General features: G+C 70.8%; 28 protein-coding genes. 7 read left to right on the forward strand and 21 right to left on the reverse strand.

The genetic code is table 11. The features are described from left to right. The first annotated feature begins 8 nt into the window (after window positions 1–8). Entirely contained in the window at window positions 9–545 is a 537-nt protein-coding gene (locus tag ABTZ99_RS01040; RefSeq protein ID WP_499607158.1) for a GNAT family N-acetyltransferase, read from the forward strand. Here ABTZ99_RS01040 and ABTZ99_RS01045 read toward each other — a convergent pair. Together ABTZ99_RS01045 and ABTZ99_RS01050 are read right to left on the reverse strand one after the other, a co-directional pair. Next, window positions 521–1,279 carry an alpha/beta hydrolase gene (locus tag ABTZ99_RS01045; protein ID WP_499607162.1) on the reverse strand — a complete coding sequence of 253 codons (759 nt, stop codon included), beginning with the start codon at window positions 1,277–1,279 and terminating at the stop codon, window positions 521–523. The two genes, ABTZ99_RS01040 and ABTZ99_RS01045, sit on opposite strands and share 25 nt — an antisense overlap. A 462-nt stretch (window positions 1,280–1,741) precedes the next feature. Continuing rightward, window positions 1,742–2,035 (reverse strand): Rv1322 family protein, encoded by a 294-nt coding sequence (locus ABTZ99_RS01050; RefSeq protein ID WP_498775045.1) that lies wholly within the window; start codon window positions 2,033–2,035, stop codon window positions 1,742–1,744. Between the two features lie 52 nt (window positions 2,036–2,087). Between ABTZ99_RS01050 and ABTZ99_RS01055 the strand changes: the two genes are divergently transcribed. Further along, window positions 2,088–2,504, forward strand: coding sequence for a hypothetical protein (locus tag ABTZ99_RS01055; protein ID WP_499607165.1), 417 nt, complete (start codon window positions 2,088–2,090; stop codon window positions 2,502–2,504). Window positions 2,505–2,509: 5 nt separating this feature from the next. Continuing rightward, window positions 2,510–2,722 (forward strand): FmdB family zinc ribbon protein, encoded by a 213-nt coding sequence (locus ABTZ99_RS01060; RefSeq protein ID WP_498775049.1) that lies wholly within the window; start codon window positions 2,510–2,512, stop codon window positions 2,720–2,722. A 403-nt stretch (window positions 2,723–3,125) separates the two neighbouring features. On the opposite strand, the gene ABTZ99_RS01065 is transcribed toward ABTZ99_RS01060, so the two are convergent. The 5 genes from ABTZ99_RS01065 to dhaK form a co-directional block, all read right to left on the reverse strand. Beyond that, window positions 3,126–3,707, reverse strand: coding sequence for a DUF3558 family protein (locus ABTZ99_RS01065; protein ID WP_498775051.1), 582 nt, complete (start codon window positions 3,705–3,707; stop codon window positions 3,126–3,128). 60 nt (window positions 3,708–3,767) lie between these two features. Next, on the reverse strand, window positions 3,768–5,546 hold the full coding sequence (locus tag ABTZ99_RS01070) for a 3-hydroxyacyl-CoA dehydrogenase family protein (RefSeq protein ID WP_499607169.1): 1,779 nt from the start codon (window positions 5,544–5,546) through the stop codon (window positions 3,768–3,770). Window positions 5,547–5,681: 135 nt separating this feature from the next. Beyond that, complete coding sequence (gene dhaM / locus ABTZ99_RS01075) at window positions 5,682–6,338, reverse strand: dihydroxyacetone kinase phosphoryl donor subunit DhaM (RefSeq protein ID WP_498775055.1); 657 nt, start codon at window positions 6,336–6,338, stop codon at window positions 5,682–5,684. Continuing rightward, a complete protein-coding gene (gene dhaL, locus ABTZ99_RS01080) occupies window positions 6,335–6,961 on the reverse strand; it encodes a dihydroxyacetone kinase subunit DhaL (RefSeq protein ID WP_498775057.1) in 627 nt (208 codons plus the stop codon). The genes dhaM and dhaL overlap by 4 nt, the downstream gene beginning before the upstream one ends. Further along, window positions 6,961–7,962 (reverse strand): dihydroxyacetone kinase subunit DhaK, encoded by a 1,002-nt coding sequence (dhaK, locus tag ABTZ99_RS01085; RefSeq protein WP_499607174.1) that lies wholly within the window; start codon window positions 7,960–7,962, stop codon window positions 6,961–6,963. Before dhaK ends, dhaL begins: the two co-directional genes overlap by 1 nt. Window positions 7,963–8,093: 131 nt before the next feature. Between dhaK and ABTZ99_RS01090 the strand changes: the two genes are divergently transcribed. Continuing rightward, entirely contained in the window at window positions 8,094–9,098 is a 1,005-nt protein-coding gene (locus ABTZ99_RS01090; RefSeq protein WP_498775061.1) for an ABC transporter substrate-binding protein, read from the forward strand. Between the two features lie 255 nt (window positions 9,099–9,353). Here the strand turns inward: ABTZ99_RS01090 and ABTZ99_RS01095 are convergent, their stop codons facing one another. The 6 genes from ABTZ99_RS01095 to ABTZ99_RS01120 form a co-directional block, all read right to left on the reverse strand. Then, entirely contained in the window at window positions 9,354–10,859 is a 1,506-nt protein-coding gene (locus ABTZ99_RS01095; protein ID WP_499607178.1) for an aldehyde dehydrogenase family protein, read from the reverse strand. 77 nt (window positions 10,860–10,936) lie between these two features. Next, on the reverse strand, window positions 10,937–11,935 hold the full coding sequence (locus ABTZ99_RS01100; RefSeq protein WP_498775065.1) for a DUF3558 domain-containing protein: 999 nt from the start codon (window positions 11,933–11,935) through the stop codon (window positions 10,937–10,939). Between the two features lie 243 nt (window positions 11,936–12,178). After that, window positions 12,179–12,454 (reverse strand): hypothetical protein, encoded by a 276-nt coding sequence (locus ABTZ99_RS01105; protein ID WP_498775067.1) that lies wholly within the window; start codon window positions 12,452–12,454, stop codon window positions 12,179–12,181. 11 nt (window positions 12,455–12,465) lie between these two features. Continuing rightward, entirely contained in the window at window positions 12,466–14,151 is a 1,686-nt protein-coding gene (locus ABTZ99_RS01110; protein ID WP_498775069.1) for a sodium:solute symporter family protein, read from the reverse strand. Window positions 14,152–14,316: 165 nt separating this feature from the next. After that, a complete protein-coding gene (locus ABTZ99_RS01115) occupies window positions 14,317–14,733 on the reverse strand; it encodes a hypothetical protein (protein WP_498775071.1) in 417 nt (138 codons plus the stop codon). 169 nt (window positions 14,734–14,902) lie between these two features. Continuing rightward, window positions 14,903–15,418: a hypothetical protein gene (locus ABTZ99_RS01120; RefSeq protein ID WP_498775073.1), complete on the reverse strand. Its 516-nt coding sequence runs from the start codon at window positions 15,416–15,418 to the stop codon at window positions 14,903–14,905. An 85-nt stretch (window positions 15,419–15,503) separates the two neighbouring features. On the opposite strand from ABTZ99_RS01120, the gene ABTZ99_RS01125 reads away from it, so the two are divergent. Next, entirely contained in the window at window positions 15,504–15,770 is a 267-nt protein-coding gene (locus ABTZ99_RS01125; RefSeq protein WP_498775075.1) for a hypothetical protein, read from the forward strand. Here ABTZ99_RS01125 and ABTZ99_RS01130 read toward each other — a convergent pair. The 8 genes from ABTZ99_RS01130 to nucS form a co-directional block, all read right to left on the reverse strand. Further along, the gene (locus ABTZ99_RS01130; RefSeq protein ID WP_498775077.1) at window positions 15,730–16,686 is read right to left on the reverse strand and encodes a hypothetical protein; all 957 of its coding nucleotides are present in this window, start codon (window positions 16,684–16,686) and stop codon (window positions 15,730–15,732) included. The two genes, ABTZ99_RS01125 and ABTZ99_RS01130, sit on opposite strands and share 41 nt — an antisense overlap. Window positions 16,687–16,696: 10 nt before the next feature. Continuing rightward, window positions 16,697–17,398 carry a vWA domain-containing protein gene (locus tag ABTZ99_RS01135; protein WP_498775079.1) on the reverse strand — a complete coding sequence of 234 codons (702 nt, stop codon included), beginning with the start codon at window positions 17,396–17,398 and terminating at the stop codon, window positions 16,697–16,699. A 32-nt stretch (window positions 17,399–17,430) separates the two neighbouring features. Next, entirely contained in the window at window positions 17,431–18,471 is a 1,041-nt protein-coding gene (locus ABTZ99_RS01140) for a protein kinase domain-containing protein (protein ID WP_499607186.1), read from the reverse strand. Continuing rightward, window positions 18,468–19,502, reverse strand: coding sequence for a protein phosphatase 2C domain-containing protein (locus tag ABTZ99_RS01145; protein WP_499607189.1), 1,035 nt, complete (start codon window positions 19,500–19,502; stop codon window positions 18,468–18,470). The genes ABTZ99_RS01140 and ABTZ99_RS01145 overlap by 4 nt, the downstream gene beginning before the upstream one ends. Beyond that, window positions 19,503–20,528 carry a hypothetical protein gene (locus ABTZ99_RS01150; protein WP_498775085.1) on the reverse strand — a complete coding sequence of 342 codons (1,026 nt, stop codon included), beginning with the start codon at window positions 20,526–20,528 and terminating at the stop codon, window positions 19,503–19,505. Next, window positions 20,525–22,633: a hypothetical protein gene (locus tag ABTZ99_RS01155; RefSeq protein WP_499607192.1), complete on the reverse strand. Its 2,109-nt coding sequence runs from the start codon at window positions 22,631–22,633 to the stop codon at window positions 20,525–20,527. The genes ABTZ99_RS01150 and ABTZ99_RS01155 overlap by 4 nt, the downstream gene beginning before the upstream one ends. 180 nt (window positions 22,634–22,813) lie before the next feature. After that, on the reverse strand, window positions 22,814–23,425 hold the full coding sequence (locus ABTZ99_RS01160) for a toll/interleukin-1 receptor domain-containing protein (protein WP_498775089.1): 612 nt from the start codon (window positions 23,423–23,425) through the stop codon (window positions 22,814–22,816). Between the two features lie 297 nt (window positions 23,426–23,722). Then, a complete protein-coding gene (nucS, locus tag ABTZ99_RS01165; RefSeq protein WP_230572499.1) occupies window positions 23,723–24,382 on the reverse strand; it encodes an endonuclease NucS in 660 nt (219 codons plus the stop codon). 285 nt (window positions 24,383–24,667) lie between these two features. On the opposite strand from nucS, the gene ABTZ99_RS01170 reads away from it, so the two are divergent. Together ABTZ99_RS01170 and ABTZ99_RS01175 are read left to right on the forward strand one after the other, a co-directional pair. Next, window positions 24,668–25,204, forward strand: a complete 537-nt coding sequence (locus ABTZ99_RS01170; RefSeq protein WP_498775092.1) for an NUDIX domain-containing protein — start codon at window positions 24,668–24,670, stop codon at window positions 25,202–25,204. Next, a complete protein-coding gene (locus ABTZ99_RS01175) occupies window positions 25,201–25,722 on the forward strand; it encodes a GNAT family N-acetyltransferase (protein WP_498775094.1) in 522 nt (173 codons plus the stop codon). Before ABTZ99_RS01170 ends, ABTZ99_RS01175 begins: the two co-directional genes overlap by 4 nt. Window positions 25,723–25,761: the final 39 nt, after the last annotated feature.

Raw genomic sequence — 25,761 nt, forward strand, 5'->3', positions numbered from 1 at the left:
TTCGTCGCATGACCTCCACGCCCGAACCGGACGAGATGCGCACCGACCGCCTCCTGCTCAGACGCGTCGGCCGCGCTGACGTGCGCGCGGCGATCGCGGTGCTGTCGGATCCGGGGACGAACCGCTTCAACCCGGCGGGGCCACCGTCGGCGGAGCAGGCGGCGAAGATGCTGGCCGAGTGGCAGGTCCACTGGGCGCGCGACGGCATCGGGTACTGGGCCGTGGAGCTGCCGGAGACCGGCGAGGTCATCGGCTTCGGCGGCCTGCGGCACCACGAGCTGGACGGCGAGCGGACGTTGAACCTGTTCTACCGGTTCCGCCCCCGGCACTGGGGGCGCGGCTACGCACCGGAGATGGCGCGCGCGGCCATCGACTGGGCACGCCGGGCGCGACCGGACCGTCCGGTCACGATCATCACCGACCCCGGCAACACGCCCTCCCAGCGCGTCGCGGAGAAGCTGGGCTTCGCGCACGTGGGCGACAGCCGGGCCGCCGGGGATCCGGTGCTGGTCTGGCGGCGTCAGGAGGTCGCGATGGCCGTCTGATGCTGCTCGTGAGGGCCGGACCAGGTGCGCGGCAGTGGCGTGGGCACCTCGGGTACGGCCGCGGACACGATCGCGTCCAGCACCTCTTCGGTGTACCCGACCATGAGGTGCTTGGCGCCGGGGAAGTCGATGACATCCGCGGTCGGGAGCTCCGCGCCGAACCGCCGCCTGGCCTCGGCTGGTGGCAGGTAGGTGTCGAACTCGGGCACCAGGCACACCACCGGCTTGCCCGCACGCGCCCAGGTGCGCAAGTGCTCGGCCTTGCTCCACCGCAGGGGAGGTGAGATCAACACGGCGCCCTCGACCACCGGCTCGCACCCGTGCATGAGTGCGAGGTCGGTGCCGAACGACCAGCCGACGAGCCACACCGAGGGCAACCCGCGCTCGGCCACGAACGCCAGGGCGGCAGCCACATCCAGCCGTTCGCTTACGGCGTGGTCGAACGCGCCCTCACTGCACCCGGCCGCACTGGCCGTGCCCCGCGTGTTGAACCGCAACACCGCAAGGCCGGCCAGCGCGGGCAACCGCCAAGCCGCCTTGCGGTAGAGGTGGGAGTCCATCATCCCGCCGTGCGTCGGCAACGGGTGCAACAACACCACGGTGGCCAACGGCTCCCGGTCGACCGGCAACGCCAACTCACCAACCAACCGAAGCCCATCCGCCGTCGACAACCTCACCGCTTCCCGGCGTGCCGGCAGCACGGTGTTGGCCCTGATCGGCACATCACCACCCACAGCCACATCGTGCCACCACCCAACCCGACCACTGCCGAGTCACGGCTCGAACCGGCCCGAACCGGTCCGAGCCGAACCGGGCTGAGCCGGGTCGGGCTTGGTCGGGCTGACTTGGCCGGGCTGGGCTGGACTCAGCCGAGCCGAGCCGGGCCAGGCTGAACCGTCCACCGGCCGCCCCGGCATCCATCCAGCCGCCCTGCACCGCCGTCCGCCCTGCCCCGCCGTCCAGCCGCCCTGCACCGCCGTCCGCCCTGCCCCGCCGTCCAGCCGCCCACAGCCGTCCAGCCGCCCCCACTCCCCAGCTGGCAGCCCCGCTGTCCGGCTGGCGGTCTTGGGGTCCGGCTCGCGGTCGCGCTGCCCGCCCTTCCATCCGGCGGTTCCGGCGGCGGGCGGACGGTGATCCGTCCCGCCCTCTCACCCGCCCACCCGCGCCCGCCCCTGCCCGTCCGTCAGTACAGAGCGTTACCAGCGGCGGGTGGTGGGGCCTCGGCGGCGGCGGGAGGTCCAGCAGCCCTGGTGCCAGTGGCGGCGGTCTTCTACCGAGCCGTAGTCGCCGGCGGGCCAGGCGACGATGTGCGGGGTGCCCGGGCGGATCTCGTGGTCGCAGCCTGGGCAGCGGTAGGTCTTGGTGGTGGAACTGCCGGAGACGGTGCGCACCAGCCACTCGCCGTCCGAGGCGCTTTCGGCGCGCGCCCAACCGTGCCCACCGATGGGTGAGGGCTCGTCGGGGCGTTGCGGGCGGTTACGACGTGGCACGAGAAGCGAGGGTATCCGGGCTCGCCCTGGGTGATCGCCTACGGTCCACTGGGTGAGCAAGTGGCAACGGGTCGTATTAACCCTGCTCCTGATGATCGAAGTGGCCGTGACCTTGGTGCCGGTGGTGCGCGGCCTGCTCTTCGAGCCGTCCCCGCCGGACATCGTCGCCGGTGACGAGGCGCGGCAGGTCCTGCAGGAGGGGGACGTGCCGGTCGGCCAGCCGCGCTGGCTCCGCCAGGGCGTGCTGCTGAGCACGACGATGTTGATGCTGGTCACGGCACTGTCGGCGCTGGCTCCGGTGTGGTTGCGGCCCAGCTCGCGGATGTGGGTGGCGACGTTCGCCGGCACCCACCTGGCCGCCGCCGGCCTGGGTTGGGTGCACGGCCTGCCGCTGTTGACCCTGCTCGCCGCGGTGTCAGCAGTTGGGGTGCCCTTGCTGGTGCTCGCACCGCCGCGCCAGGGACAATGAGCGACGTGCCAACCTACGAATTCCGTTGCAAGGCGTGCGGCTCGACCTTCGACGTGAAGCGCTCGATGGACGAGGCCTCCGCGCCCGCGCCGTGCCCGAACGGCCACGACGACACCGTGAAGCTGCTCTCCATGGCCGGTCTGGGCGGCAAGGCCAACGCGCCCGCCGGTGGCGCCGGTGGTGGGGGCGGGTGCTGCGGCGGCGGCTGCTGCAGCTAACCCGGTCAGACCAGTGGCCAGTGGCTAAGGGCCGGTGGCTGGTGGGCGGTGGCTGAGGGCTGGTGGCCAGGGGGTAGTGGCCGGAGACCTGGGCGGGTTCGAGCCCAGGTTCGAGCCCAGGTCCGGGTCCAGGCTTGAGCCGAGGCCCGAGTGCGCGCTCGGGCGCGCGAGCACCGCGATCACCACCGCCGTCGCCGCACGCCAAGGTGCGGCCGGTCGAACGCGCGTCGAACCCGCTCGACCTTCGCCTCGCCTCGGCCGGTCCTGCGCCTGCTAACCGACCGAGCGAGCGAACCGCGCCCAGCGAGCCAGGCCGGCGAACCGGTGGTCACCCGAGCAAGCCGGACACCGGGGACAGGCACGCGGGGACAGGCAGGGACCACCGCAGCAAGCCGAACGCGGCTCAGACGGTCGGTTCCTTCTCCAGCAGCACCTCGGCCACCTTCTTGCCCTGGTCGCAGATCGCGCCGAAACGAGCCGACCCGTCGATCACGATGATCCCGAGCCCGCCACCGGCGTAGTCCATCACCAGCACGCACGACGGCTGCACGGACGTGTCCGTCGTCCGGTCGAAGTAGGTCACCTTCCGGTCACCCAGGTCGAACTCGCCGTTGTTCTGCTCCAACGTGATCGACCGCCCCTCGCGGAACCGCAAGGTCACGCCCACGTCCAGCGAGCCGACCGACGTCTGCCACTTGCACGACTGGTCGAACTCCGAGTCGTAACCGGTCTCCGTCGGCTCGGCGCCCTTGTCCGGCACGTCGTAGGGCAGGTCCTTCCACCCGATCAACGCGCAGATGTCGCCGACGTCCCCGCTCGGCTCACCGGACGGGTCCGGGGACCCCGTCGGCGTGCGCGGAGCCGACGTGAACGGCGGGTCGACGTCGAGCAACTGCTCCGCCACCGGGGTGCCGTTGACCGTGTACGCGCAGGCGCTCGTCAGACCGAACGCCGCCACCAGGAGCGAGATCACCACACGCCGCATGGTGACCACGATGCCAAACGCCGAAACCCGACACGCCATCAGCCCGCACAAACGTGCCCCTCAGGACACGTAATCGCGGAAACCCTTGCCCGTCTTGCGCCCCAGCCGCCCGGCCTTCACCAGGTGCTCCAACAGCGGCGCGGGCGCGAACCCGGCCTCGCGGAACTCCAGGTACAGGCTCCGCTCGATGGCCAGCGACACGTCCAGCCCGACCACGTCCAGCAGCTCGAACGGCCCCATCGGCAACGAGCAGCCGACCTTCATCGCGTTGTCGATGTCGTCGGCCGTCGCGTAGTGCGCCTCCAGCATCTTCACCGCGTCGTTCAGGTACGGGAACAGCAGCGCGTTCACGATGAACCCGGCGCGGTCGCCGCAGTGCACCGGAACCTTGCCCAGGTCGAGGCACACCCGGCGCGCCGTGGCCACGACATCGGCCGACGTCGAGATCGTCTCCACGACCTCCACCAGCTTCATCACCTGCGCCGGGTTGAAGAAGTGCAGCCCGACCACGTCACCGGGACGCGCGGTCGCGGCGGCGCACTCGATCACCGGCAGCGAGGACGTCGTGGTCGCCAGCACCGCACCCGGCTTGCACACCTCGTCCAGCGCCTCGAACACCGCCTTCTTGATCGACAGCTCCTCGGCCACCGCCTCGACCACGAGGTCGCAGTCGGCCAGGCCCGCGAAGTCGACGACCGGCGTCACGCGGGCCAGCGCGGCGTCCCGGTCCTCCGCCGACAACCTGCCCCGCGAGACCGCCTTCTCCAACGACTTGCGCACCTTGCCCACCGCCGCGTCGGCCTTCTCCTCCGAACGCGCCCGCAGCACCACGTCGTACCCGCGCTTGGCGAACACCTCGACGATCCCCGTGGCCATCGTCCCGGTGCCGATCACACCGACCCGCTGCACCTCGCGCGCGGGCTCGCCCTCCGCCGACGCGACCGGCGTGAGCACGTCCGGCACGACGACCGGCGAGTCCGGCCCGTCGTAGGTGTAGAAGCCGCGCCCGCTCTTGCGCCCCAGCAACCCCGCCGTGATCATCTGCTTCAGCAACGGCGCCGGCGCGTGCAGCCGGTTGCGCGACTGGTGGTACATCGTGTCCAGGATCTCGTACGCCGTGTCCAGCCCGATGAGGTCGAGCACGGCCAGCGGACCCATGGGGTAGCCGCACCCGTACCGCATGGCGGCGTCGAGGTCTTCCCTTGTCGCGTAACGGGACTCGTACATCCGCACCGCGTGGTTGAGGTAGCCGAACAGCAGCGCGTTGGCGATGAACCCGGCCCGGTCCCCGATGACGACCGGCGACTTGCCCAGCCCTTCGGCGAACGCGACCACGTCGGTCACCACGTCCGGCTCGGTGACGACCGTGCGGATCACCTCGACCAGCTTCAACACCGGCGCGGGGTTGAAGAAGTGCAGGCCGACGACCTTGCCCGGCCGTCCGGTGTGGACACCGATCTCGGTGATCGACAGCGACGAGGTGTTCGACGCGAACACCGTGTCCGGGCCGCAGATCCGGTCCAGCTCCTCGAACACGGCGGCCTTGAGCTCCATCCGCTCCGGCACCGCTTCGACCACCAGGTCGACACCGGCCAACGCGTCCAGCGACGTGGCGTAGGAGATGCGGGCCAACGTCGCGTCACGCTCGTCCGACGACAGCTTGCCGCCCGCCACCGCGCGGTCCGTCGAGTGGTCCAGGTGGCCGCGACCGCGAGCCAGGCCCGCCTCGTCCACGTCGACCGCCACCACGGTGATGCCGGTCCGCGCGAGGACTTCGGCGATACCGGCGCCCATCGTGCCGAGACCGACGACACCGACCGTGTTGAACTGGCGCGTCACTGTTGACCTCCCACTCACCGGAGTGGCTACCGGACGGTAACTTGACCGCGACTATCCCACGGCCGTCACGCTTCGTGCGCGTGAGCTTCACCATCGGTATCGAGCAAGTAATCGGTCCAGGCGCGTCTCAACCGCTCATTCGTCGAACCCCCGCGCGGCCAGTTCCTCCACCCTCCGCACGGCCTCCGCCGCGTCGACGCCCGACGCCACCACCTCCACCCGCGCACCGCCCGGCGCGCCCAACCCCATCAACGCCAGCACGCTCTTGGCGTCCGCCGACTCCTCGCCGAACCGCACCACCACCGACGCGTCCAACGAGTCCAACGCCCGCACCACCAGCGCCGCCGGCCGCGCGTGCAACCCCACCGAGTTCGTCAGCTCCACGTCCGCCCGCACGACATCGCCCTCCGCCACCGACGCCGGCGTGACGGTCCCGGCGGTCGACGCCGCCGCGGCCACCTCCGCCAACCCGGCCCCGCCCTGCGCCCGCACGGCCGCCGCCACCGCACCCTCGACCAACGGCGCGTCCACCACGACGACGGACCCCTCCGCCTCCTCGGCGGCCATGTCCGCCACCATCTTCGCGCTGCCGAGGTCGAACAGGACCACGACCCCTGACCCGGAATCGGCCTGCGCGATGGCCTCCCCGACGGCCACGTAATCCGTGCCCAGGCCACCCGACCCGTCACCACCGGACGGCACGATCGCCACCGTCGGCGCCATCTGCCCGGCCAACTCGGCGACACCCGCGGCCAGCTGCCGGCTGTGCGACACCACGACGAGCCCGATCACCGCGCCCTCCCCGCCAACGTCCGCAACACCAGCGCCGTCGACCGCGCGCCCGGGTCCAGGTGCCCCGCGCTGCGCTCACCCAGGTACGAGGCACGGCCCTTCCGCGCCACCATCGGCACCGTCGAGTCGGCGCCCAGCTCGGCCGCGTCGGCAGCCGCCGCCAGCACCTCCGCCACCCCGCCGCCGGTCGCCGCCACGGACTCCGCGGCCGCCACCGCGGGCGTCAGCGCGTCCACCATCGTCTTGTCGCCCACAGACGCCTTCCCCCGCGCCACCACCCCCTCCAACGCCGCGTGCAACGCCGCCGCCACCGCCGCGCCGTCGATCGCGGCGACATCGCCCACCGACGTCGCCGCCCGCAGGAACGCCGTCCCGTACAACGGCCCCGCGGCCCCGCCCACCGTCGAGATCAACGTCGTGGCCGCCAACCGCAGCACCCCGCCGGGCGACGACGGCACCTCGTCCAGTTTGGACTCCAACGCCCGGAAACCCCGGGCCATGTTCTCGCCGTGGTCGCCGTCGCCGATCTCGCGGTCCAACCGGATCAGCTCCTCGCGGTGCTCGACCACCACCGCCGCCACCGCCCGCATCGCCTCCGCGACCGACTCCGCCGTGCAGTCCATCAGACGCCCCACCGCAGCGCCGGGGTGTGCACGGGCGCGTCCCACAACTCGATCATCTCGTCGTCCAGCTTCAACACCGTCAAGCTCATCCCCTGCATCTCCAGACTGGTGATGTACGGCCCGACCAACCGCCGTTCCACGACGATGCCCCGCTCCGCCAGCAGCCGCTCCGCGATCCCGTGCGCCAAGTACAACTCGATCAACGGCGTCCCGCCCATCGAGTTCGTGAACAGCAGGACCCGGTCGCCCTCGCCGAGCGGGAGGTCCTCCAGCACCGGGTCGAGCAGGGCCTTCACCATCTCGTCCGCCGAGCCCACCGCGACCCGGCTGCGCCCCGGCTCGCCGTGGATCCCGATCCCCAGCTCCATCTCGTCGTCGGCCAACGTGAACGACGGCTCCCCCGCGTGCGGCACCGTGCAGGCCGTCAACGCCAACCCCATCGACCGCACCTGCCCGACGACCCGCCGCGCCAACGCCTCGCACCCGTCCAGGTCGACCCCTCGTTCGGCCGCGGCCCCGACGATCTTCTCCAGCAGGACCGTCCCACCCACACCACGCCGCCCGGCCGTGTACAGCGAGTCCTTCACCGCGACGTCGTCGTCGATGACGACCGTCCGCACGTCCACGCCGTCAGCCGCCGCCAGCTCAGCAGCCGTCTCGAAGTTGAGCACGTCACCCGTGTAGTTCTTCACGATCAGCAACGCGCCCGCGCCGCCATCGGTCCGCGCCACGGCCGCCGCCACCTGATCGGGTGTGGGCGACGTGAACACCGGGCCGGGACAGGCCGCGTCGAGCATCCCCCGCCCGACGAACCCGCCGTGCAACGGCTCGTGCCCGGAACCCCCGCCCGAGATGACGGCCACCTTCCGCGACACCGGCGCGTCCGCCCGCAGCACCACCGCCGGGTCGTACTGGATCTCCAGCAGGTCGGCGTGCGCGAGCGCCATGCCGCGCAGCGCGTCGACCACCACGGTCGCCGGATCGTTGATGACCTTCTTCACGGGTGGACCTCCCGATCGACGCTGATCACCCCATTACTACTCCACCGCGAGCGGCCCCGAAAGCGGAAGCTACGGTGAGGCAACCCTAAGAACAGCAGGTCAGTGACCTGGAGTAGTGGAGGAACCCCGGAGTGTCGAACACCAGGATCGCGGCGCTGCTAGCAGCCGCCCTCACCCTCGCCGCGTGCGGCCAGACCGAGACGCCCGCCGACAAACCCGCGGTGGCCCAGGGCGGTTCGGAGTTCGGCAAGGCGGGCGAGAAGAGCGCCGGCTTCGGCACCGACGCCCAACCCGGCCAGTTCCCCCGCACGATCAAGCACGCCATGGGCGAGACCGTGATCGAGAAGCGCCCGGAACGCGTCGTCGTCCTCGACGGCGGCGAGCTGGACAACGTCGTCGCCCTGGGCATCAAGCCGGTCGGCGTCGCCTACCCGGACGGCGCGCCCACCATGCCCGGCTACATCGGCGACAAGGCGGGCAACCCGGAGAACGTCGGCGGCATCACCAGCCTCAACCTGGAGACGATCGCCAAGCTCCAGCCCGACCTCATCATCGGCTCCCAGCTGCGCGCCGAGCAGCAGTACCCGAAGCTCTCGGAAATCGCACCGACCGTCTTCGCCGCCCGGCCCGGCTACACGTGGAAGGAGAACTTCCGCCTGAACGCCGCCGCCCTCGACCGCTCCACCGAGGCCGAGAAGCTCATCGGCGACTACGAGGCCCACGCCAAGCGCGTCGGCGAGACCATCGAGTCCAAGGCGGGCAAGCGCCCGACGATCACCATGCTCCGCTTCATGCCGGGCAAGATCAGGCTCTACGCCAAGAAGAGCTTCATCGGCACGATCCTGATCGACGCGGGCCTGCCCCAACCCCCGGCCAGCCAGGTGGACGACCTGGCCGTCGAGGTCAGCACCGAGCAGATCGCCCAAGCAGACGCCGACTGGATCCTCATCGGCACCTACGGCGACCAAACCAAAACGGCCCAAAGCCAGGTCCTCGGCGGCCCGCTCTGGCAAACCCTGAACGCCGTCAAGTCCAACCACGCCAAGCCGGTCCCCGACGAAACCTGGTTCCTGGGCCTGGGCGTCCTCGCCGCCGAAGAAGTCCTCACCGACCTCGAACAAACCCTCACACCCTGACCCCCACCGCACCACAACGGCCCCGCAGCTCACCCACCGAGTCCACTTGCCCCACCCGCCCACAACGGACCCGGAACCGCCGCACCCAGGCCCGATTTGACATGGGTTCGGGTGCCATAGCTGGTCGAAGCCGGGCAGGCCTGGCGGAAAAGCGTCCGCCAGGCCTGCCCGGCTTCGGCCTGCCTGGGGTGCCCGTAAGGGCCCCATGTCAAATCGAGCCGAACGAGACCACCACCGCCCCGCCCAACCCAACCGTCAGCGGCCGTACAGGACTCGGACCAACCGCACGACGTGCCGCAGAGTCCGCGACCCGCGGTCATACGTCATCGGGTTCAGCAGGGCGCCGAACCGCTTCCGAGTCACCGAGTGGGCGTAGGCGAACTCCCGCAGCCCGTCCTCCCCGTGGATCCGCCCGAACCCCGAATCCCCCACCCCGCCGAACGGCAACCCGGGCACGGACGCGTACGCCAACACCGAGTTGATCGACACCATCCCGCACCGCAGCCTGTCCGCCAACTCCTCCCCCCGGTTGCGCGAGAACACCGACGCGCCGAGCCCGTAGGCCAGCGAGTTGGCCCGCCGGACCGCCTCGTCCGCGTCGGCCACCCGCGTGACCACCAACGTCGGCCCGAACGTCTCCTCGGTCACCGCGGTCGAATCGTCGGGCACGTCCACCAGCACCACCGGCTCGACGTACGGCGGCCGGATCGACTCCAACCCGCCGACCACCGCCCTGCCGCCCCGCTCCAGCGCGTCGGCCACGTGCGACTGGATCACGTCGACCTGCTTGGGCATGGTGATCGGCCCGAAGTGCGCATCGGCCTCGCCACCGGGCCGCAGCTTCTTCGCCTTCTCCACCACCAACCCGATGAACTCGTCGTACACCGCGTCGGCCACGTAGACCCGCTCGACCCCGGCGCACGTCTGCCCGGAGTTGAAGATCCCGCCCCACACCGCGCCGTCCGCCGCCGCCCGGACGTCGGCGTCCTCGGCCACGATCAGCGGATCCTTGCCGCCGCACTCCACCAGCACCGGCGTCAACGACCCGGCACACGCCGCCATCACCTTCTTGCCCGTCGCCGTCGACCCGGTGAACGCCAGCTTGTCCACCCCGGAGGTGCACAACGCCGCGCCGGTCTCACCGAACCCGGTCACCACCTGCAGCACCGGGAACTCCGGCACCACCTCGCCGAACGTCGACGCCAGGAACACCCCGACCCCCGGCGTGAACTCCGACGGCTTGAACACCACCGCGTTCCCCGCCGCCAGCGCGTACGCGATCGACCCCATCGGCGTGAACGCCGGGTAGTTCCACGGTCCGATCACGCCGACCACGCCCAGCGGCCGGTACTCCAGCGTCGCCGCGTGGTTGTACATCAACATCCCGGGCGAGACCTTGCGCTTGCCCAACACCCTGGGCGCGTGCTTCGCCGCCCAGTGCAGGTGGTCGATCACCAGCGCCAGCTCGGCCCGCGCGTCGTCGGCCGACTTGCCGGTCTCGGCGCTGATCAGCACCTGGAACTCGTCCAACCGCTTGAGCAGCACCTTGCGCCAGGCGTCGAGCCGCGCCCGCCTGCCCTCGAAGCCCAACCCCGCCCAGAACACCGAGGCGTCCCGAGCCACCCGCACGGCCTCCCGGACCTCGTCCGCCGACTTCACCACGTGGTGGTCGACGACCTCACCCGTGCGGGGGTCGAGCGAGGCGAACCTCCGCTGCCCGTCGTCGGCCCGCGCCGGAGTGGTGGGAACGGTCTGCGTCATCGGACCCTCCTAGCACAAGCACGAACACGGGGGTTACTCGACAGTAACGGGTAACGGGGGGTGATGTCAGCCCCCGTTCAGCCCTTCGGGATCTTGCCGAGGACGGACTTGGCGAACGCCACGGCGGCCGCGCACCGGTCGAACTCGGTCGCCTTCGGCGCGCCCGACTTGACCTGGACGATCTCGCCCTCGTTGTCCGAGCCGGCCAGCTGCACCCACTTGACCTCGCACGACGGGAACGCCGTGCTGTTGGACACCTGGTAGCCGACCACGCCGCCACCCAGGTCGACCTCGGTCTGCTTGTCGTCGAACGAGCGGTCCTTCGGGATGTAGGTCTCGCGGAACGCCAGCGACAGCTCGCGGTCGTCGCCGACCCAGGCGCAGTTGTGCAGCCCGTACGGGTACACACGGTAATCAGGGCCCGCCGCCGCGTCGACCGCCGCCTTGTCCGCCAGGGCGCACGGGTCGAGCGTGATCAGCGAGCCCTTGGCGGGCGTCCGGGTCGCCGAGCGCTCCTTGATCTGCTCGACCACCGCCTCGGCCATCTCACGCCCCGGCGCGCACGCGTCGCCGTCCTCGTACCCGATCTGCACCGTGAGGCCCAGCCCGGGCTCCTCCTGCGTGATCACCGAGACGAAGCACGCGCTGTTCTCCAGCACCTGCTCGTAGCTGCGCAGGCCGGCGAGCTGCTTGTCGGCCTTCTTCAGCTCGCTGGTCATGGTCTGGCCGACCTCGACCGTGACGGCCAGGTCCTTGCCGCCCTTGTCCTTCATGAAGTTCGAGCACCGGCTGAACCCGCTGCGCGACCGGTCGCCGGGCGTGCCGAACCGCTTCAGCACGTCCTCGTCGAGCAGCTCGCACGGGTCGATCAGCCGCAGCTTGTCCGGCGCGAACGCCGGGTCGACCGGCTGGCCGTTCGCGGGCGGCGGCGACTTCTGACTCGACCCGCCCGGGTCGGAGACGTTCTCGGCGTCGGCCGGGATCGTGGTGCGCGGGAACTTCTGCTTGGCCAGATCCGCCCCGGCACAGCCGGCCAGCAGCAGGATCAAGCTCAACACGGCGACGAGACGGGGCACGAGGTGCACGGTAGCGACCGAGTGCTCCATTCGTGGCACGAACCCTGTGTCCGTCCTCACGACAGTCATCGGGAACGATTCAGAAGATCGACGCGCTGAACCTGGTGGACCCGATGAACCGAACCGAGAGGACCACCGCATGCGCACCCGAATCCGACCCGGCATCCGCCGCGCCGTCCGCTGGCTCGACACCTGGACGGTCGAGGCCTTCAACCCGGTCTACCCGAAGCGCTGACCGGGGCTTCACCCCTCCGTCCCCGGCGGCTGCCCGGACGGCAGGTCGGACGCGTCGGGCCGGTCGGGCACGACGACCGGCCGCCACGTCGCCCAGGCGGCGAACACCGCCGCCAGCACGACCATGCCGACGCCCGTCCACAGGTTGATGTTGAGCCCGTCCGCCTTGGCCAGGTCGGCCTCCTCGGTGAAGCCGAGTCCGACCACCAGCAGCACGACGCCGTACACGGCGAACAGCACCGCGATCACCAGTCGCAGGTCGAACAGACCGGCCTTGTGCGCCACGACGACCTCCCTCAGCCGAAGATGATGTTGAGCACGGCGGTCAGCACCAGCACGCCGATGCCCAGCAGCAGCGGCGACCGGTACCACCCGGCGTCCTCACCCGTGGTGGAGTGCTTGCGGTCCGCCTTGGGCGTCAGGCTGTAGACCAGCCCGACCAGCCGCTCCTCCGGCACCGGCCGGGTGAACGTGGTCACGACCACGCTGACCACGATGTCGACCACGAACGCCACGCCCGCGCCGAGGAAGCTCGCGCCCTGCCCCGGCAGGTCCAGCACGCCGGTCTCGGCGAGCACGAACACCGCCACCGCGCCGAGCGTGCCCGCGACCAGGCCCGCCCACCCCGCCGCCGCCGACATCCGCTTCCAGAACATGGCCAGGATGAACGTGGCGAACAGCGGCGCGTTGAAGAACGAGAACAGCGCCTGGATGTAGTCCATGATGTTGCCGTAGCCGGCCGCGAGGAACGCGGTGCCGATGGCGACCACCGTGCCGCCGATCGTGGCCAGCCGCCCGATCCGCAGGTAGTACTCGTCCGGGCGGTCCTTGCGCACGTAGTCCTGCCACAGGTCGTACGTGAACACCGTGTTGAACGACGACACGTTCGCCGCGACACCCGCCATGAACGACGCCAGCAGACCCGTGATCGCGATGCCCAGCATGCCGTTGGGCAGCAGCTCGCCGATCAACGCGGGCAGCGCGTTGTTGTAGACGACGCCGCCGCCCTCCTCGCCGGCCTTGAGCGCGGCCATCTCCGGCACCACCAGCGCGGCGATGATGCCCGGGATGATGATCACGAACGGGATCAGCATCTTCGGGTACGCGCCGATGATCGGCGTGCGCCGCGCGGCCGACATGCTCTTCGCCGACAACGCCCGCTGCACCTCGGCGAAGTTCGTCGTCCAGTACCCGAACGACAGCACGAAGCCGAGGCCGAACACGATGCCGATCACGCTGAGCACCGGGTTCTGGATGCCGGTCAGCTCGGTCGCGGGCCACGCCGAGAGCTGCTCGGCGCCGCCCGGACCGCCGGTGACCTTCTCGACCAGCCCGTCCCACCCGCCGACCTTGTGCAGGCCGACGATCGTCAGCGGCAGCAGCGCGGCCACGATCACGAAGAACTGCAGCACCTCGTTGTAGATGGCCGCCGACAGGCCGCCCAGCGCCGTGTACGTCAGCACGATCGCCGCGGCGATGACCACCGACAGCGGGATCGGCCAGCCGAGCATCAGGTTCAGCAGGAACGCCAGGGCGTACAGGTTCACGCCCGCGATCAGCACCTGCGCGACGGCGAAGCTGATCGCGTTGACCAGGTGCGCGCCCTTGCCGAAGCGTCGGCGCAGGAACTCCGGGACGCTGCGCACCTTCGAGCCGTAGTAGAACGGCATCATCACCAGGCCGAGGAACACCATGGCCGGGATCGCGCCGATCCAGTAGTAGTGCACCGTCGCCATGCCGTACTGCGCGCCGTTGGCCGCCATGCCGAGCAGCTCGATCGCGCCGAGGTTGGCTGAGATGAACGCCAGACCCGTCACCCACGCGGGCAGCGAGCGGCCGGAGAGCAGGAAGTCGAGGCTGGAGGAGACGGATCTGCGGGCCAGGAAGCCGATGCCGAGGACGAACACGAAGTAGACCGCCAGCAAGGTGTAGTCCAACGGACCGGCATCCAGCCTGAGGTCCACCTGGGCCAGTACGGGCACCTCCGCCCACCTCCCCTGATCCGAACAACCCCGAACACAATCCCGCGCCACCACGCGTGACCAGGCACTACCGCACAGCCGATCAAGCCGACGGTAGTGCACCTCGACGCGCTCCGCCGGTTTGAACTACCCAGGGCTAAACCTCAGGTGGGCAACGCGGCCGCGTCAGCGGGTGAGGACGAACGGCGTCTCGGCGTAGACGGGGCCGGAGGTGGCGCCGATGGTGAACGGCGTGCCGGGGGCGGAACTGCCGAACGCGTCGGGCACGCGCACCGGCACCTCGACGAACCGGCCGATCGCGTCCGCGGTGGTGTCGCCGACCCGGTGACCGTGGAAGGTGAACACCACTCGACCGTGTGCCGGGTAACCCTGGCCGCTGAGCAGGACTTCACCACCCGCGTGGCCGGAGAGGGGGTGCGCCGCGAGGTGCGCGGCGGAAGAAGGTGCGGCGGTCGAGCTCATCACCGCGAAATCGGGCGGCGACAACGCGGGCGTCTGCGACGCGCAGCCCGCCGCCGGCAGGGCCAGGAGAACCGACAGGACCAGGGGTGAGCCGGATCTTCGTCTTCGCGATCTTCGCACCACGCGCCTCCAAGCCCGTTGAGGGGGGAAGTCAGCCTATATCGCGAAAACCGGCCTGCCACGCGCCCGAACGGCTTACCGCCGACCCGTGGAATGCGGATCGACACCGACCGCGATCACCCGGGTCGTCGACGCCGACGCGGCGCGAACACCTGGTGCCCCTGGCCGCTCACGCCGATTGCAACGGCTCGTCGAGGACCACGGATCCGCGTTCCCGAACCGTGATCCGGCCATCGGCGACCCGGTAGGTGAAGTTGCCGTTGCGCGCCTCCCACCCTCCGCCGGTGGATTCGGCGGGCAGAGAGATGTGGTTCACCGTGTCGGCAGGTTTCCCCTTCACCTGACCGTCGTAGTAGACCTGTCCCGAGGCCGTTCGACACAGCGTGACGAGGTGCTTCCCGGTCTGGTAGGCGCCGACGAGGGTGGCACCCCCACCGCCGGCGGGCAGCCACCGCCCCACCGACCACGGGCACGGCGCCGCACCGCCCGGCGCGGCGCCCAGCTCGCCGGTCGTCGGTGGCCGCATGTCCGCGCACGCGTCCACCCCGTAGAAGAGCAGCAGGAACGCCCCGACGACCTTCGCCGCGGTCTTCGCGGCCCGCTTGCGCCGACGGGTCCACCACGATCGACTGCTCTTCGGCGTGTACCGGGGCGGCGCCGGTGGCCCCGATCGTGGCGGTTTCACGGGTGGCGCGCTGACGGTCCTGGGCGGTGCGGGGACAGGTGATGGTGGCGGGGGTGACGGTGTCGGACTGGGCACGATCGGGCGCGTGGCAGCGGGTTTCGGCGGCACGGTCTTGATGGTCGACCGGATCGTGGTGGCCGAGGTCTGCGGCGGCTCCCGCTCGGTGGATCGAGTGGAAGCGGACTTGGGTGACGACGTCACCGGGTCGTTGACCGTCGAGGCTCGTCGTGACGTCCCAGCGCACACTCCGCACTTGCGCGCAGTGGAGTCGTTCGTGGTGTCGCAGTCGGCGCAGATCCACCGGGAGCCGCTCATCGCCCACCCCTCGGTGGCGCCCACGGCACGCGCGTGATGATCCGTTGGTCGGACGGCATGGGCCGGAGGCAGATCCAGTCGTCGTCGTCCGGTGCCGAGACGACTGCCAACCGGGCCAGGTTGCCGCGCCCCGGCGCGGCGGTGACCGGCCCGGGGACGGGATCCCCGGGTGACACCGCCGAAGCGACCTCCGCCGAAGCGACTTCCGCCGCGTCGAGCGGAACGAAGACCGCCGCGACGTCGTGCGAGTCCCGGACCGGTTCGCGACCAGGCGGCTCCACCGCGGGCGGCGCGTCGTACGACCACGGGTTCGGCGTCGTGTCCTGCACGTCCGCTACCGGCGTGACCGCATCCCGCGGCACCGGATCGGCATGCAGCTCGAAGCTCGCCGACACCGGAGCCGAGTCCGAATCCGGGTCGGAGGCCACCGGAGCAGGTTCGCGCCTCGCCTCCCGTTCGGGCATCGACCCGGCGGGCACTGGCCGACGTGGGCGTTCCGGCGCCGGCCCGAGCCGGTGCCTGACGATGAGGTCGGCCAGCTCGTCACCCTGCAGCTCGGTGAACGGCAACGTGATCTCGGCCCAGGCATCGGTCGGCGCCTCGCCTCGCCCGAGGTCGACCCGGATGCGCAGGCACACTTCGGACCGTTCCGGCCGGTGGTGCAGCCGGAGGGTGCACGCCTCGACCGGCAACCTCAGCCGGGACGCACGCCGATGCGGCACCTCGTGCGTCACGACGAGGAGAACCCCCTCCACCATGCCGAACGCACCACCGCTTCCGCTCATCCAGAACTGCGACTCCGGGTGTGCCCCGAACCCGGGATCCCACTCCGTGTCGTAGACGAAGCCGGTCTTGCGACCGTCCTCACCGATCCAGCGCGCCTCGTACCTGTCCAGCTGGTCCGCGTAGAACCCCGGATCGGACGAGTCGTTCCTCCACCTGAAGCGACGCACGACCCGCTCCTCAGAGGCTGTGCGCGATGGTGTTGATGATCTCGTCCATCTCCCACTCCTCGAGCCCTTCACCGGCGTTCGACGGGAAGAAGAGCGTGTTGTTCCAGTCTTCGACGATGTCCTCCCACGGCTCGGTCTCCGGCGCGAACAGCAACAGGCGCTTCGCCGAGTTCTCCATGACCGCCGTCTGGCTCTGGGGAAAGCCCCATTGGGAGAACAACTCGTCCATGGAGCCGGGCACCGACTGCGGGTACGTCTCCGCCCGGGTTTGCGCCGGCGATCCCAAAGGGTGCGCGGGCGCGTCGGTGAACAGCACGATGACGTGCCTGCGCCGGTCGAGCCCTCGTTCCCACGGCGACTGGATCGCGAGTGCCAGCGCTTCCAGGCCCGACTCGGGGATGTCACCGCCCCCTCGTGCGGTCAGCCCGCGCACGAAGCGCTCGAACTCCACCGCGCCTTCCGGGAAGGTGAGGAACTGCGTCTCGTCGATCGCGTCGTCGGCCCGGTCACCGAAGTCGCGGAACGCGATGACCTTGAGCCGCAACTGGCTGATCGACCGGCCCTTCTCCTCCATCGCGGAGGCGAGCCTCTCGTGGAAGGACAAGGCGCTTTCCTTAACCTTCTCCAGGGTGCCGTTCATGCTCATCGTCGCGTCGATGCACAGCACGATGTCGACCGCGTACTGCAAGTTCCCGTTCGCCCGCTCGTTCATCCAGGATTCCCTTCCGGAGGTGTTGTCGAAGATCAGTCCGTGCCGCCAGGACGACCGGTCAGGTTGATGCGGAGCCGGGAGCCGCGGTCGGCGTGCCGCGTGGTGGCGCGGGAAGTCTCCGCGGCGACCGGTGGGCGGGATCCGAAGCTGCTGCGCAGGCGGCTCCCACCCGCTCGTGGCACGGTGAGCCGCAGGGCGGCTTCGTCGTCGAGGACCTCCCGCATCTCGGCCATGGCGGGCCGCACCGCGGGGTCGGCCGACAGCGCCCGCCGCAGGAGCGCCGAGGTGGCCGGCGCCAGCCGCTCGTCCAGCACCGGTGTCACGCCGGTGTTGACGGCTTCCGCAGTCGAGGTGAAGGACCCGTCGTGGACCGGCAGCGCGCCTGTCAGGTAGGTGTGGACGACGAGGGCGAACGCGAAGACGTCCACCGCCGTCGTCAGCCGCTCCGGTCCGACCCCGCCGTCGTGCAGGTAGCGGATCCACTCCGGGGCACCGTGCACGTGGTCTCCGCCGATGACGTCCCTGGCCGGCGGCGCGCCGGCGAGGTAGGCGTCGTCGAAGTCGATCAGCTTCGCCGTGTAGAGGCCCCGTGCCGAGGGGTTGTGCAGGAGAATGTTGTCCGGCTTGAGGTCGCCGTGCACGATCCCGATCCGGTGCAGGAACTGCAGGCTCGCGGCCAGGGTGAGGAGCAGGACGCGCATCTGCCGCGGTGGCAGCTCGTGCGGGGCGACCAGTTCAGCCGGGTGCAGCCGCTCGGTGACCTTGTAGTACCGCGTGCCCTCGCAGAAGAAGTCACGGGCGACGACGAGGTTGCCGGCGTCCGGGGCCATCGGGTCGATCCGGTCCATGATGGTGCGGTGCCGCAGCTCGAACTCCTCGCACTGCGCCAGCATGACCTTCTTCTGCTCCGGGGTACCCGGCCCGTCCGGCCGTGGGCGTTTGAGCTCGAGGAACTCCTTGATGAAGTACTCGGCGCCGTCCTTCGTCGCGAAGGCCCACAGGCACTTGCCCGCCCCCGCGTTCGTGGGTTTCGTCACGATCTCGTAGCCGCCGACGTCCGCACCCAGCTTCACGCGCCTTTCCCTTCCCGACGCAGTGGCATCAGCCGCTCGTAACCGGCGCGGTAACGGGCCCAGGAGTCCTCCCGCGCCCGCACCACCTGCTCCCGGTCGCGCGAGTCCAGCGCGTTGATCAGCTCGATGTGCTGGGTCCGCAGCTCACGGGTGCGCGAGCGGTAGTGGTCCTTGACCGAGGCGAAGTCCTCGAACCCGACCGCGAGCACGACGAGCGAGGCGTCGTCCCCGGTGTAGCCGGCGATGTCCTCGATGAGTGCGTTGCCCCAGTCACCGGCGGTCTCGGACCTCTCCAACGTGTCCAGCAGCACGTGCTCGCACTCGGCCGGGGTGGTGACGTACCCGAAGAAGCCGTCCGTCGCGCACACGAGCACGCAGGGCAAGTCCGCCTCGCCCGTCGCGGAGTTGAGGTCGAACCGCCGGTCGGCCGAGATCATGTTGGTCATGGGCGGGTCCTCGTTGAGCAGCACGAGGGCGTCGTCCGACACGGTGTCGTCACGACTGAGCTGGTGCAGGCCCGTGGAGACGTCGAGGAGGAAGGCGCGGGAGTCCCCCGCCCAGAGCGCTTCCCAAGACACCGAGTCGTCGCCGAGCCGGTAGCGCAGCCCGGCCATGGTCGTCGGGAACTCCCGCTGCATGGAGCTGCGCATCTTGCGCTTCGCGGTGCCCCGCAGGCGGGTCAGCTCCGCGGCGAGGTGCTCGTGGAGGCTCTCGCCGGCTCCCGTCCCATCGGCCACCTCGCGGACGAACCACTGCTCGACGAGCGCGCGGACGAACCGCGAACCCACCCAGGCCGACGTGCGCTCGGGGCCGTCGTCGGGACGGCCCGCGCTTGACGCGCCGGCGCCACCCGCGCCGTCGAACACCGCCAAGATGCCGGCGCGGGACGAAACCCGGTGCACGAAGAGGGGTTCGGCGTCCTCGCCCTGATCGGGTTTCTTCTCCGCCCAGACGGCCGTCACGATCAACGGCGGCTGCTCCAGGTGCCAGGCATGACCGCGATCGGACTGCTCTGACGTGCGCAGGTCCACTCAGCTCTCCCCCTTCGCCTCGTCACGGCGCAGACCGGAACCGCGCAACCTGCTCGGCCGGGGGCCAGGCGGGGTCACGCCGGCGCTCCCGGTGGTGGCGGACGGCACGTCCCGGTCGGCAGGTGGGCGGCGGTCACCGGGCTCGGGCTTCGCCGATTCGACTGCCGCCCGTTCGGCGCCGGTGTACTTGTCCGTGAGGTACTTGCGGCGGGAGGGCCGGACGCCTTCGGGCGCCCTCGCGGGCTCGGAGTCGCCGAGCAGCGCGCCGACCACCCTCGATCGCACGGCCCTGCCCTCCACCGGGTCGGCGTCCTCTTCGGACGCGATGCGCACCATGTCCAGCAAGCGGTCCTTGTCCCGGTGCTCTGACTCCGTGCGCGCCGCCACCAGCGCCGACGGATCGCCGTCGCGCTTGGCGATGACCTGGGCGATGATCTCCGCGTGCCCGCCGTCGACGACCTCGCGCGCAGCGGCCCGCTTGACCCGGTCCACGCGGATGCCCCGCGTGGCGTCGTAGAACTCCGACACGCTGCGCGGTCGGACGACGTAAGCGCTCAGCTCGAAGCCGGAGGCCACCGTGCTGCGGTCCAGCTCCCGACGCAACGCCGTCGCGAACGCCTTGAACTGCGAGATGTCGTGGTCCTGCGCGATGTCCAGCATCAGCCCGGTGAGGCTCGGGCGGACAGCCGCCACGATGTCCCGGATACCGCTGTTGACCACGGCGATCGGGTCGACCACTCGACAGTTGAAGATCACGTCGACGGAGAAGGTGAAGGACGGGTCGGACGCGGGCAGGTCCTCGACGGACAGCGTCAACGAGTACATCCGCAGGTCCACGACGTAGGCATGCCGGTACCGGCCCACACACGCCCCGGGCACGGGCTCGCCCGACCGCACGAGCTTCCGCTCACCGGTGAACGGTTCGAGCACGAGGGCCGTGTCGATCGACGGGCTGGTGAGCCGGTTGACCAAGCGGATCCTGCGCGGCTTGACGACCTCTTTGATCGGGTCGTAGGTGGGGTTCACCGCAGCGCCTCCTCAGCGTGCACGAGATCGTCGTGGGCGTACGCCGCAGCGCGGGACGGGTCGCGCCGGTCGCTCGCCCACACCTCGAGCTGGTGTTCCAGGTCGTCGGCTGCGCGCTCGCCCAGGTCGACGATCCCCGCCAGCACGTCCAGCACCACCGGGTACGCCGCCGGATCGTCGTCCGCGACGCCCAGCCACCCGCGCAGCGCCTGCAGCGCGAGCTCGCGGACCCGGCGCTCCGCCAGCGCCCGCGCCCACAGCACCGGCAGGTCGTCGTGGTGACGGGCAGCCTCTTTGAGGAGGACCGGCCACACGGCCGGGGTGTCCCAGGTCGACCGCCCGACCATCGCGGCATGGGGTCGTGCCGCGATGACGAACGCGGTGAGCACCTTGACGGCGAAGTCACCGCGGCGGGCCGCGTCGCTCCACTCACGCAGCGCCGCGACGACCACGCGGTCGGCGCCCTCCTCTACGAGGCGGGCGAAGCTCCACGCCGCGGGGTGCACCAGGTTCCAGTCGTCCGCCTCCAGCAGCGAGCGCAACAGGTGCACCGCCGAATCCGGGTCGGCCAGTCCCAGCGGCCCTCCCGCCGCCATGGCCGCGGTCTTCGGCAGCGGCCGGTCCGGGCCGGTCCTGCTGTCCGCGGCGAACTCGCGCAGCAGCCGCCACACCCGACCGGTGTGCACGGCCTGGCTGCCCACGACCCCGAGCGCCAGCGCGGCGCTCTGCCGCTCCGAACCGGAGTCGCTGCCCGCCCAAGGCAGGATCAAACCGTGCAGGCTGTGCTGGAAGTCGCCTGAGGCGAGAACCCCGGCGGCGGTCGCGGCACGAGCGCGCACCTCGACATCGGAGTGGCCCGCCATGCGGCGCAACCACTCCTGGATCGCCGGGCGCATGCCGTCCAGCTCGTGCCAGGCGTGGGTCAGGACGGCCAGTCGCAGGTAGGGGTTGCGGAAGACGACGACCTCGTCCACCGGCGCCCCGCCGCCATCCCCTCGTTCCGGCCGGGCGAGCTGGATCCAGGTGTGGGCCGTGCGCAGGGTGCGGCGGAAGTGCGTGGCGGGCTCGGCCGACTTGCCGGCGAGCGCGCGGTGCAGGTCGCCGGCGGCGTCGGACACCGTGAGGTAGCCGCAGCCTTCGAGGACGGCCGTGGCCATGGCGAACGCGATCTCCGCCGGGTCGACGTTGTCGCCGAACCACTCGCTGACCTGTTCGCGGGGGTCGCGCAGTTCGCGGACGACCTCGGTGAGCGAGGTCCCGGAGTTGATCGCGGCGACCACCGCGTCCGCGACCCGCACCGCGAAGCTCGGCCGCGGCCGTTCGGCCACCAGAGCCGCCACCTCGGTGTCCTCGAGCCGCCTGCGCACCGCGTCCAGCGGCACGTCGAGGTCGGAGACCTCCAGCCTGGCATAGAAGATCTCGTACGGGTCCGGGGCGCTCACCTGCTCCATCACGAACTCGTGGCGTCGGGCGGCCACCGCCAGTCGTCCTGCGGGTGGGCCCGTGACGACCACGAGGAAGCTGCCGGCGTCATGCAGCTGCTCACTCATCCTGGTGAGCCAGACGTCGTCGATCGCCTCGGCGGTCACGGGTGGCTTGGCGCCGCGGTAGCGCGTCGCCCGCACCACCAGGTTGTCCGGGATGACGTAGCCGCAGCCCTTGTCGGGGACGGTCCACGTCACGTCTCCCAGCACCTCGGGCGGGAGTTGGGTCACCTGCGCCGGACCGGCACCGCGCAGGACCTCAACGAGCAGGGCGAGTGACGCGGCGTCCCGACCCGCACCCGGTTGACCGGACAGCACCACGAGGTGCCGCTCGGCCAGGACGTCGTGAGCGTCCTCGAACCAGTCCGGTCTCACGAAACCGGCGGTGTAGCTGTCGAGGTGGGCCTTCGAGTAGGCGAACGGCCGGCCGGCCGCACGCCCGGACCGCGGCGCCGTTCTCCCCTTGGCCGCGCCACCGGTATTCACGTCGCCGGCAACGGTGAGCGGACCGGCGATAACCGTGAGGTTCCGGACCTCCGCGCCGCGGAGGAACTTGCCGACGATTTCCGACGACCGCCCGTTGTCCAACGGGTCGAGTTCCGCCTCCCGCAACGCACGCAATGCGCCATCGCGATCGGACACCGGAGTGGTGACCGGGCCGCGTTCGACACCGGTATCCTCTCCGGCTTTTCGGATGGGACGGGGATGACCCGAACCGACTTCGGGTTCGGGCACAGGCATGGTCATTGTCCTACACCGGCCATGAATCGAGGTGAACTGGAATATCGAGCAGGGACGTGGTCAGCGCTCGCCTTTTCGCCACGACCCCGGGCCACCGATGGTGAGGTCGCCCGCGACGTCGACGCGATCGGTGAAGATCGCACCGACCTCCTGGGCGGTGATGCCGCCCAGGAGCGCACCGGACCGGTCGGCCCGCCGCTCGACGCGGCGCAGCTCGGGCAGGCGCTCGGCCAGCGCGCCGATCAGCACGGCCAGGTCCACGTGGCTGTTCCTGGTCCGCAGGGTCAGGTACTGCCGCGCCGCGAGGGCGCGCAGTGGGGCAGGCAGCTCCGCAGGCTTCAGCCTCGACCTGTCGACCAGGACCGGAATCACCGGGACGTCGTGGTCGAACGCCTCGATGATCTCCCGTCGGATGTAGTCCTCGGAGCGGTCGATCTGTCGACGCCCGCGGGCGTCGACCTCGCCGGCCCAGCGGGGACCGATGACGGCGATCATGGCGAGGGACTCGCGGATGGCGCCCATGATCTCCGGGTGGAACTCGTCGCCCAAGCGCAGCGACCGCGCGTCCCGGAAGACCCGGTCGGGCCCGAACTCGCCGGACAGCGCGGTGTCGAGCAAGGACGCCCCGAAGTCGAGGTCACTACTCCGGTAATTGATGAAGATCTTGCGCACCAACGGGAAACCTCACCTCTCGGGGGCCGCACACACGGCAGCACTCACTGCATCAGCGAGAGTGCACGGGGTGCGAGCGATGATGGGTGAAGACCCTGGCAAAGGGCAAGGCGCGATGTCCAGCCCTACCGACAAGTAATGTGAAAGGTGTCATCAAACTGACCAGTCCACCATTCGGCAAATCACCGGAACAGTGGACGTCAACTGGCAACTATTCCACGTTACGTGTCACGAACGACAGAGAGCCTAAACAGCAAAGGGCACCCGCATATTGCGGGTGCCCTTGGCCGGTCGCGATCAGAACAGGCGGAACTCGTCGGACTCGATGCCGCGCAGCGCGTCGTAGTCCAGCACGACGCAGCGGATGCCGCGGTCCTCGGCGAGGGTCCGCGCCTGCGGCTTGATCTGCTGCGCGGCGAACACGCCCCGCACCGGCGCCAGCAGCGGGTCGCGGTTGAGCAGTTCCAGGTAGCGGGTCAGCTGTTCGACGCCGTCGATCTCGCCGCGGCGCTTGATCTCCACCGCCACGGAGGCGCCGGACGCGTCGCGGCACATCAGGTCCACCGGCCCGATCGGGGTCGGGAACTCGCGCCGCACCAGGGTCCAGCCGTCGCCGAGGGTGGTGACGTGCTCGGCCAGCAGCTTCTGCAGGTCCGCTTCGACGCCGTCCTTGACCAGGCCGGGCTCCGGGCCGAGCTCGTGCTTGGAGTCGTGCAGCACCTCGGCCAGGGTGATGATCAGCTTCTCGCCCGCCTTGTTCTGCACGACCCACATGTCCGGGTCCTCGATCAGCCAGCACGGCGGGCTCATCCAGTTCAGCGGCTTGTACGCGCGGTCGTCGGAGTGGATCGACACCGAGCCGTCCGCCTTGATCAGCAGCAGCCTCTGCGCCATCGGCAGATGGGCGGTGAGACGTCCGACGTAGTCGACCTGGCAGCGAGCGATGACGAGGCGCACGGCCGACAGGCTACGGGGTGCGGACCCCGGCGCACCGGCAGGGACCGTCGGCCGACGTGTCACCGCGGCGGCCGCTCACGCGCGCCGGGACCGTCGCCCCTGATCACCGGCGAGAGCGCGCACACGTCGCCGCGCCGTGTTCCGGCCGCACGGGGTGCCGCCCGGCGAGGTGGTCGGCGTCCGGTCGGCCGCGCGGCTGGTGGTGTACTTCGGGTAGGGGCGGCGTCGGTCGGAAGTGGCCCGGTCGCGCCGCGGCCCGGAGCATTCGGCACAGGGAGAGTGATCGTGGAGACCCTCGGATCGCGTGAGGTGTACGCGAACCAGTGGATGGTGGTCCGGGAGGACGCCATCGGGCGGGCGGACGGGACCACCGGCATCTTCGGCGTGGTGGACAAGCCCGACTTCGCGCTGGTGATCCCCCTGGACGGCGAGCGGCTGCGGCTGGTCGAGCAGTTCCGCTACCCCATCGGCATGCGGCGCTGGGAGTTCCCGCAGGGCACCGCGCCCGAACGCGCCGTCGAGGACCCATTGGTGCTGGCCGAGCGCGAGTTGCGGGAGGAGACGGGCCTGCGGGCGGGCAAGCTGGTGCAGCTCGGCATGCTGGACGTCGCGCCGGGCATGTCCAGCCAGCGCGGCCGGGTGTTCCTGGCCACCGACCTGCGCGAGGGCTTCCACGAGCGCGAGCACGAGGAGCAGGACATGCGCTCGGCGTGGTTCCCGCGCGCGGAGTTCGAGGCGATGATCGCGCGGGGCGACATCACCGACGCCCAGTCGATCGCCGCCTACACCCTGCTCCTGCTCCACGAGCACGCGCAGCCGTGACCGCCGTGATCGCGGAGCTGACCTCCGCCGAGGTGCTGGCGTGCGCGGAGGCGTTGGCCGACGTGCTGGCCGACGCGGTCGAGGGCGGCGCGTCCGTCGGCTTCGTCAAGCCGCTGTCGCGCGTGCAGGCGCTCAAGTGGTGGCGGGCCAAGGCCGCGCCGGTCGCGAACGGCGTGCTGGCGCTGTGGGTCGCGCGGGACGGCGAACGCGTGCTCGGCACCGTCCAGCTGCGGTTCGCCGACACGGCCAACGGCGCGCACCGCGCCGAGGTGGCCAAGCTGATCGTGCGCCGCGACGCCCGCGGCGCCGGGCTGGGCCGGGCGCTGCTGGACGTGGCCGAGCAGGAGGCCGCGAAGCGCGGCGCGACCCTGCTCGTGCTGGACACGCAGACGGGGTCGGCCGCCGAGCGGCTCTACCGGCGGGCCGGCTGGACGGAGGCGGGCGTCATCCCCGACTACGCCGCCGACCCCGACGGCGTGCCGCGGCCGACGACCTTGTTCTACAAGCGGGTGGGCTGACCGGTCACCTCCCGCGGCGGCGGCGCGTCGAGCAGGTAG

The sequence above is a fragment of the Actinosynnema sp. NPDC002837 genome, from assembly GCF_040295345.1.
Classification (GTDB): Bacteria; Actinomycetota; Actinomycetes; order Mycobacteriales; family Pseudonocardiaceae; genus Actinosynnema.

What these genes read in the sequence shown, in the direction of transcription:
- ABTZ99_RS01040 (WP_499607158.1), top strand. Translation starts at nt 9, where the DNA reads ATGACCTCCACGCCCGAACCGGACGAGATGCGCACCGACCGCCTCCTG.
- ABTZ99_RS01065 (WP_498775051.1), bottom strand. Translation starts at nt 3,707, where the DNA reads ATGCGGCGTGTGGTGATCTCGCTCCTGGTGGCGGCGTTCGGTCTGACG.
- dhaL (WP_498775057.1), bottom strand. Translation starts at nt 6,961, where the DNA reads ATGGACTGCACGGCGGAGTCGGTCGCGGAGGCGATGCGGGCGGTGGCG.
- ABTZ99_RS01095 (WP_499607178.1), bottom strand. Translation starts at nt 10,859, where the DNA reads ATGACGCAGACCGTTCCCACCACTCCGGCGCGGGCCGACGACGGGCAG.
- ABTZ99_RS01135 (WP_498775079.1), bottom strand. Translation starts at nt 17,398, where the DNA reads ATGAACGAGCGGGCGAACGGGAACTTGCAGTACGCGGTCGACATCGTG.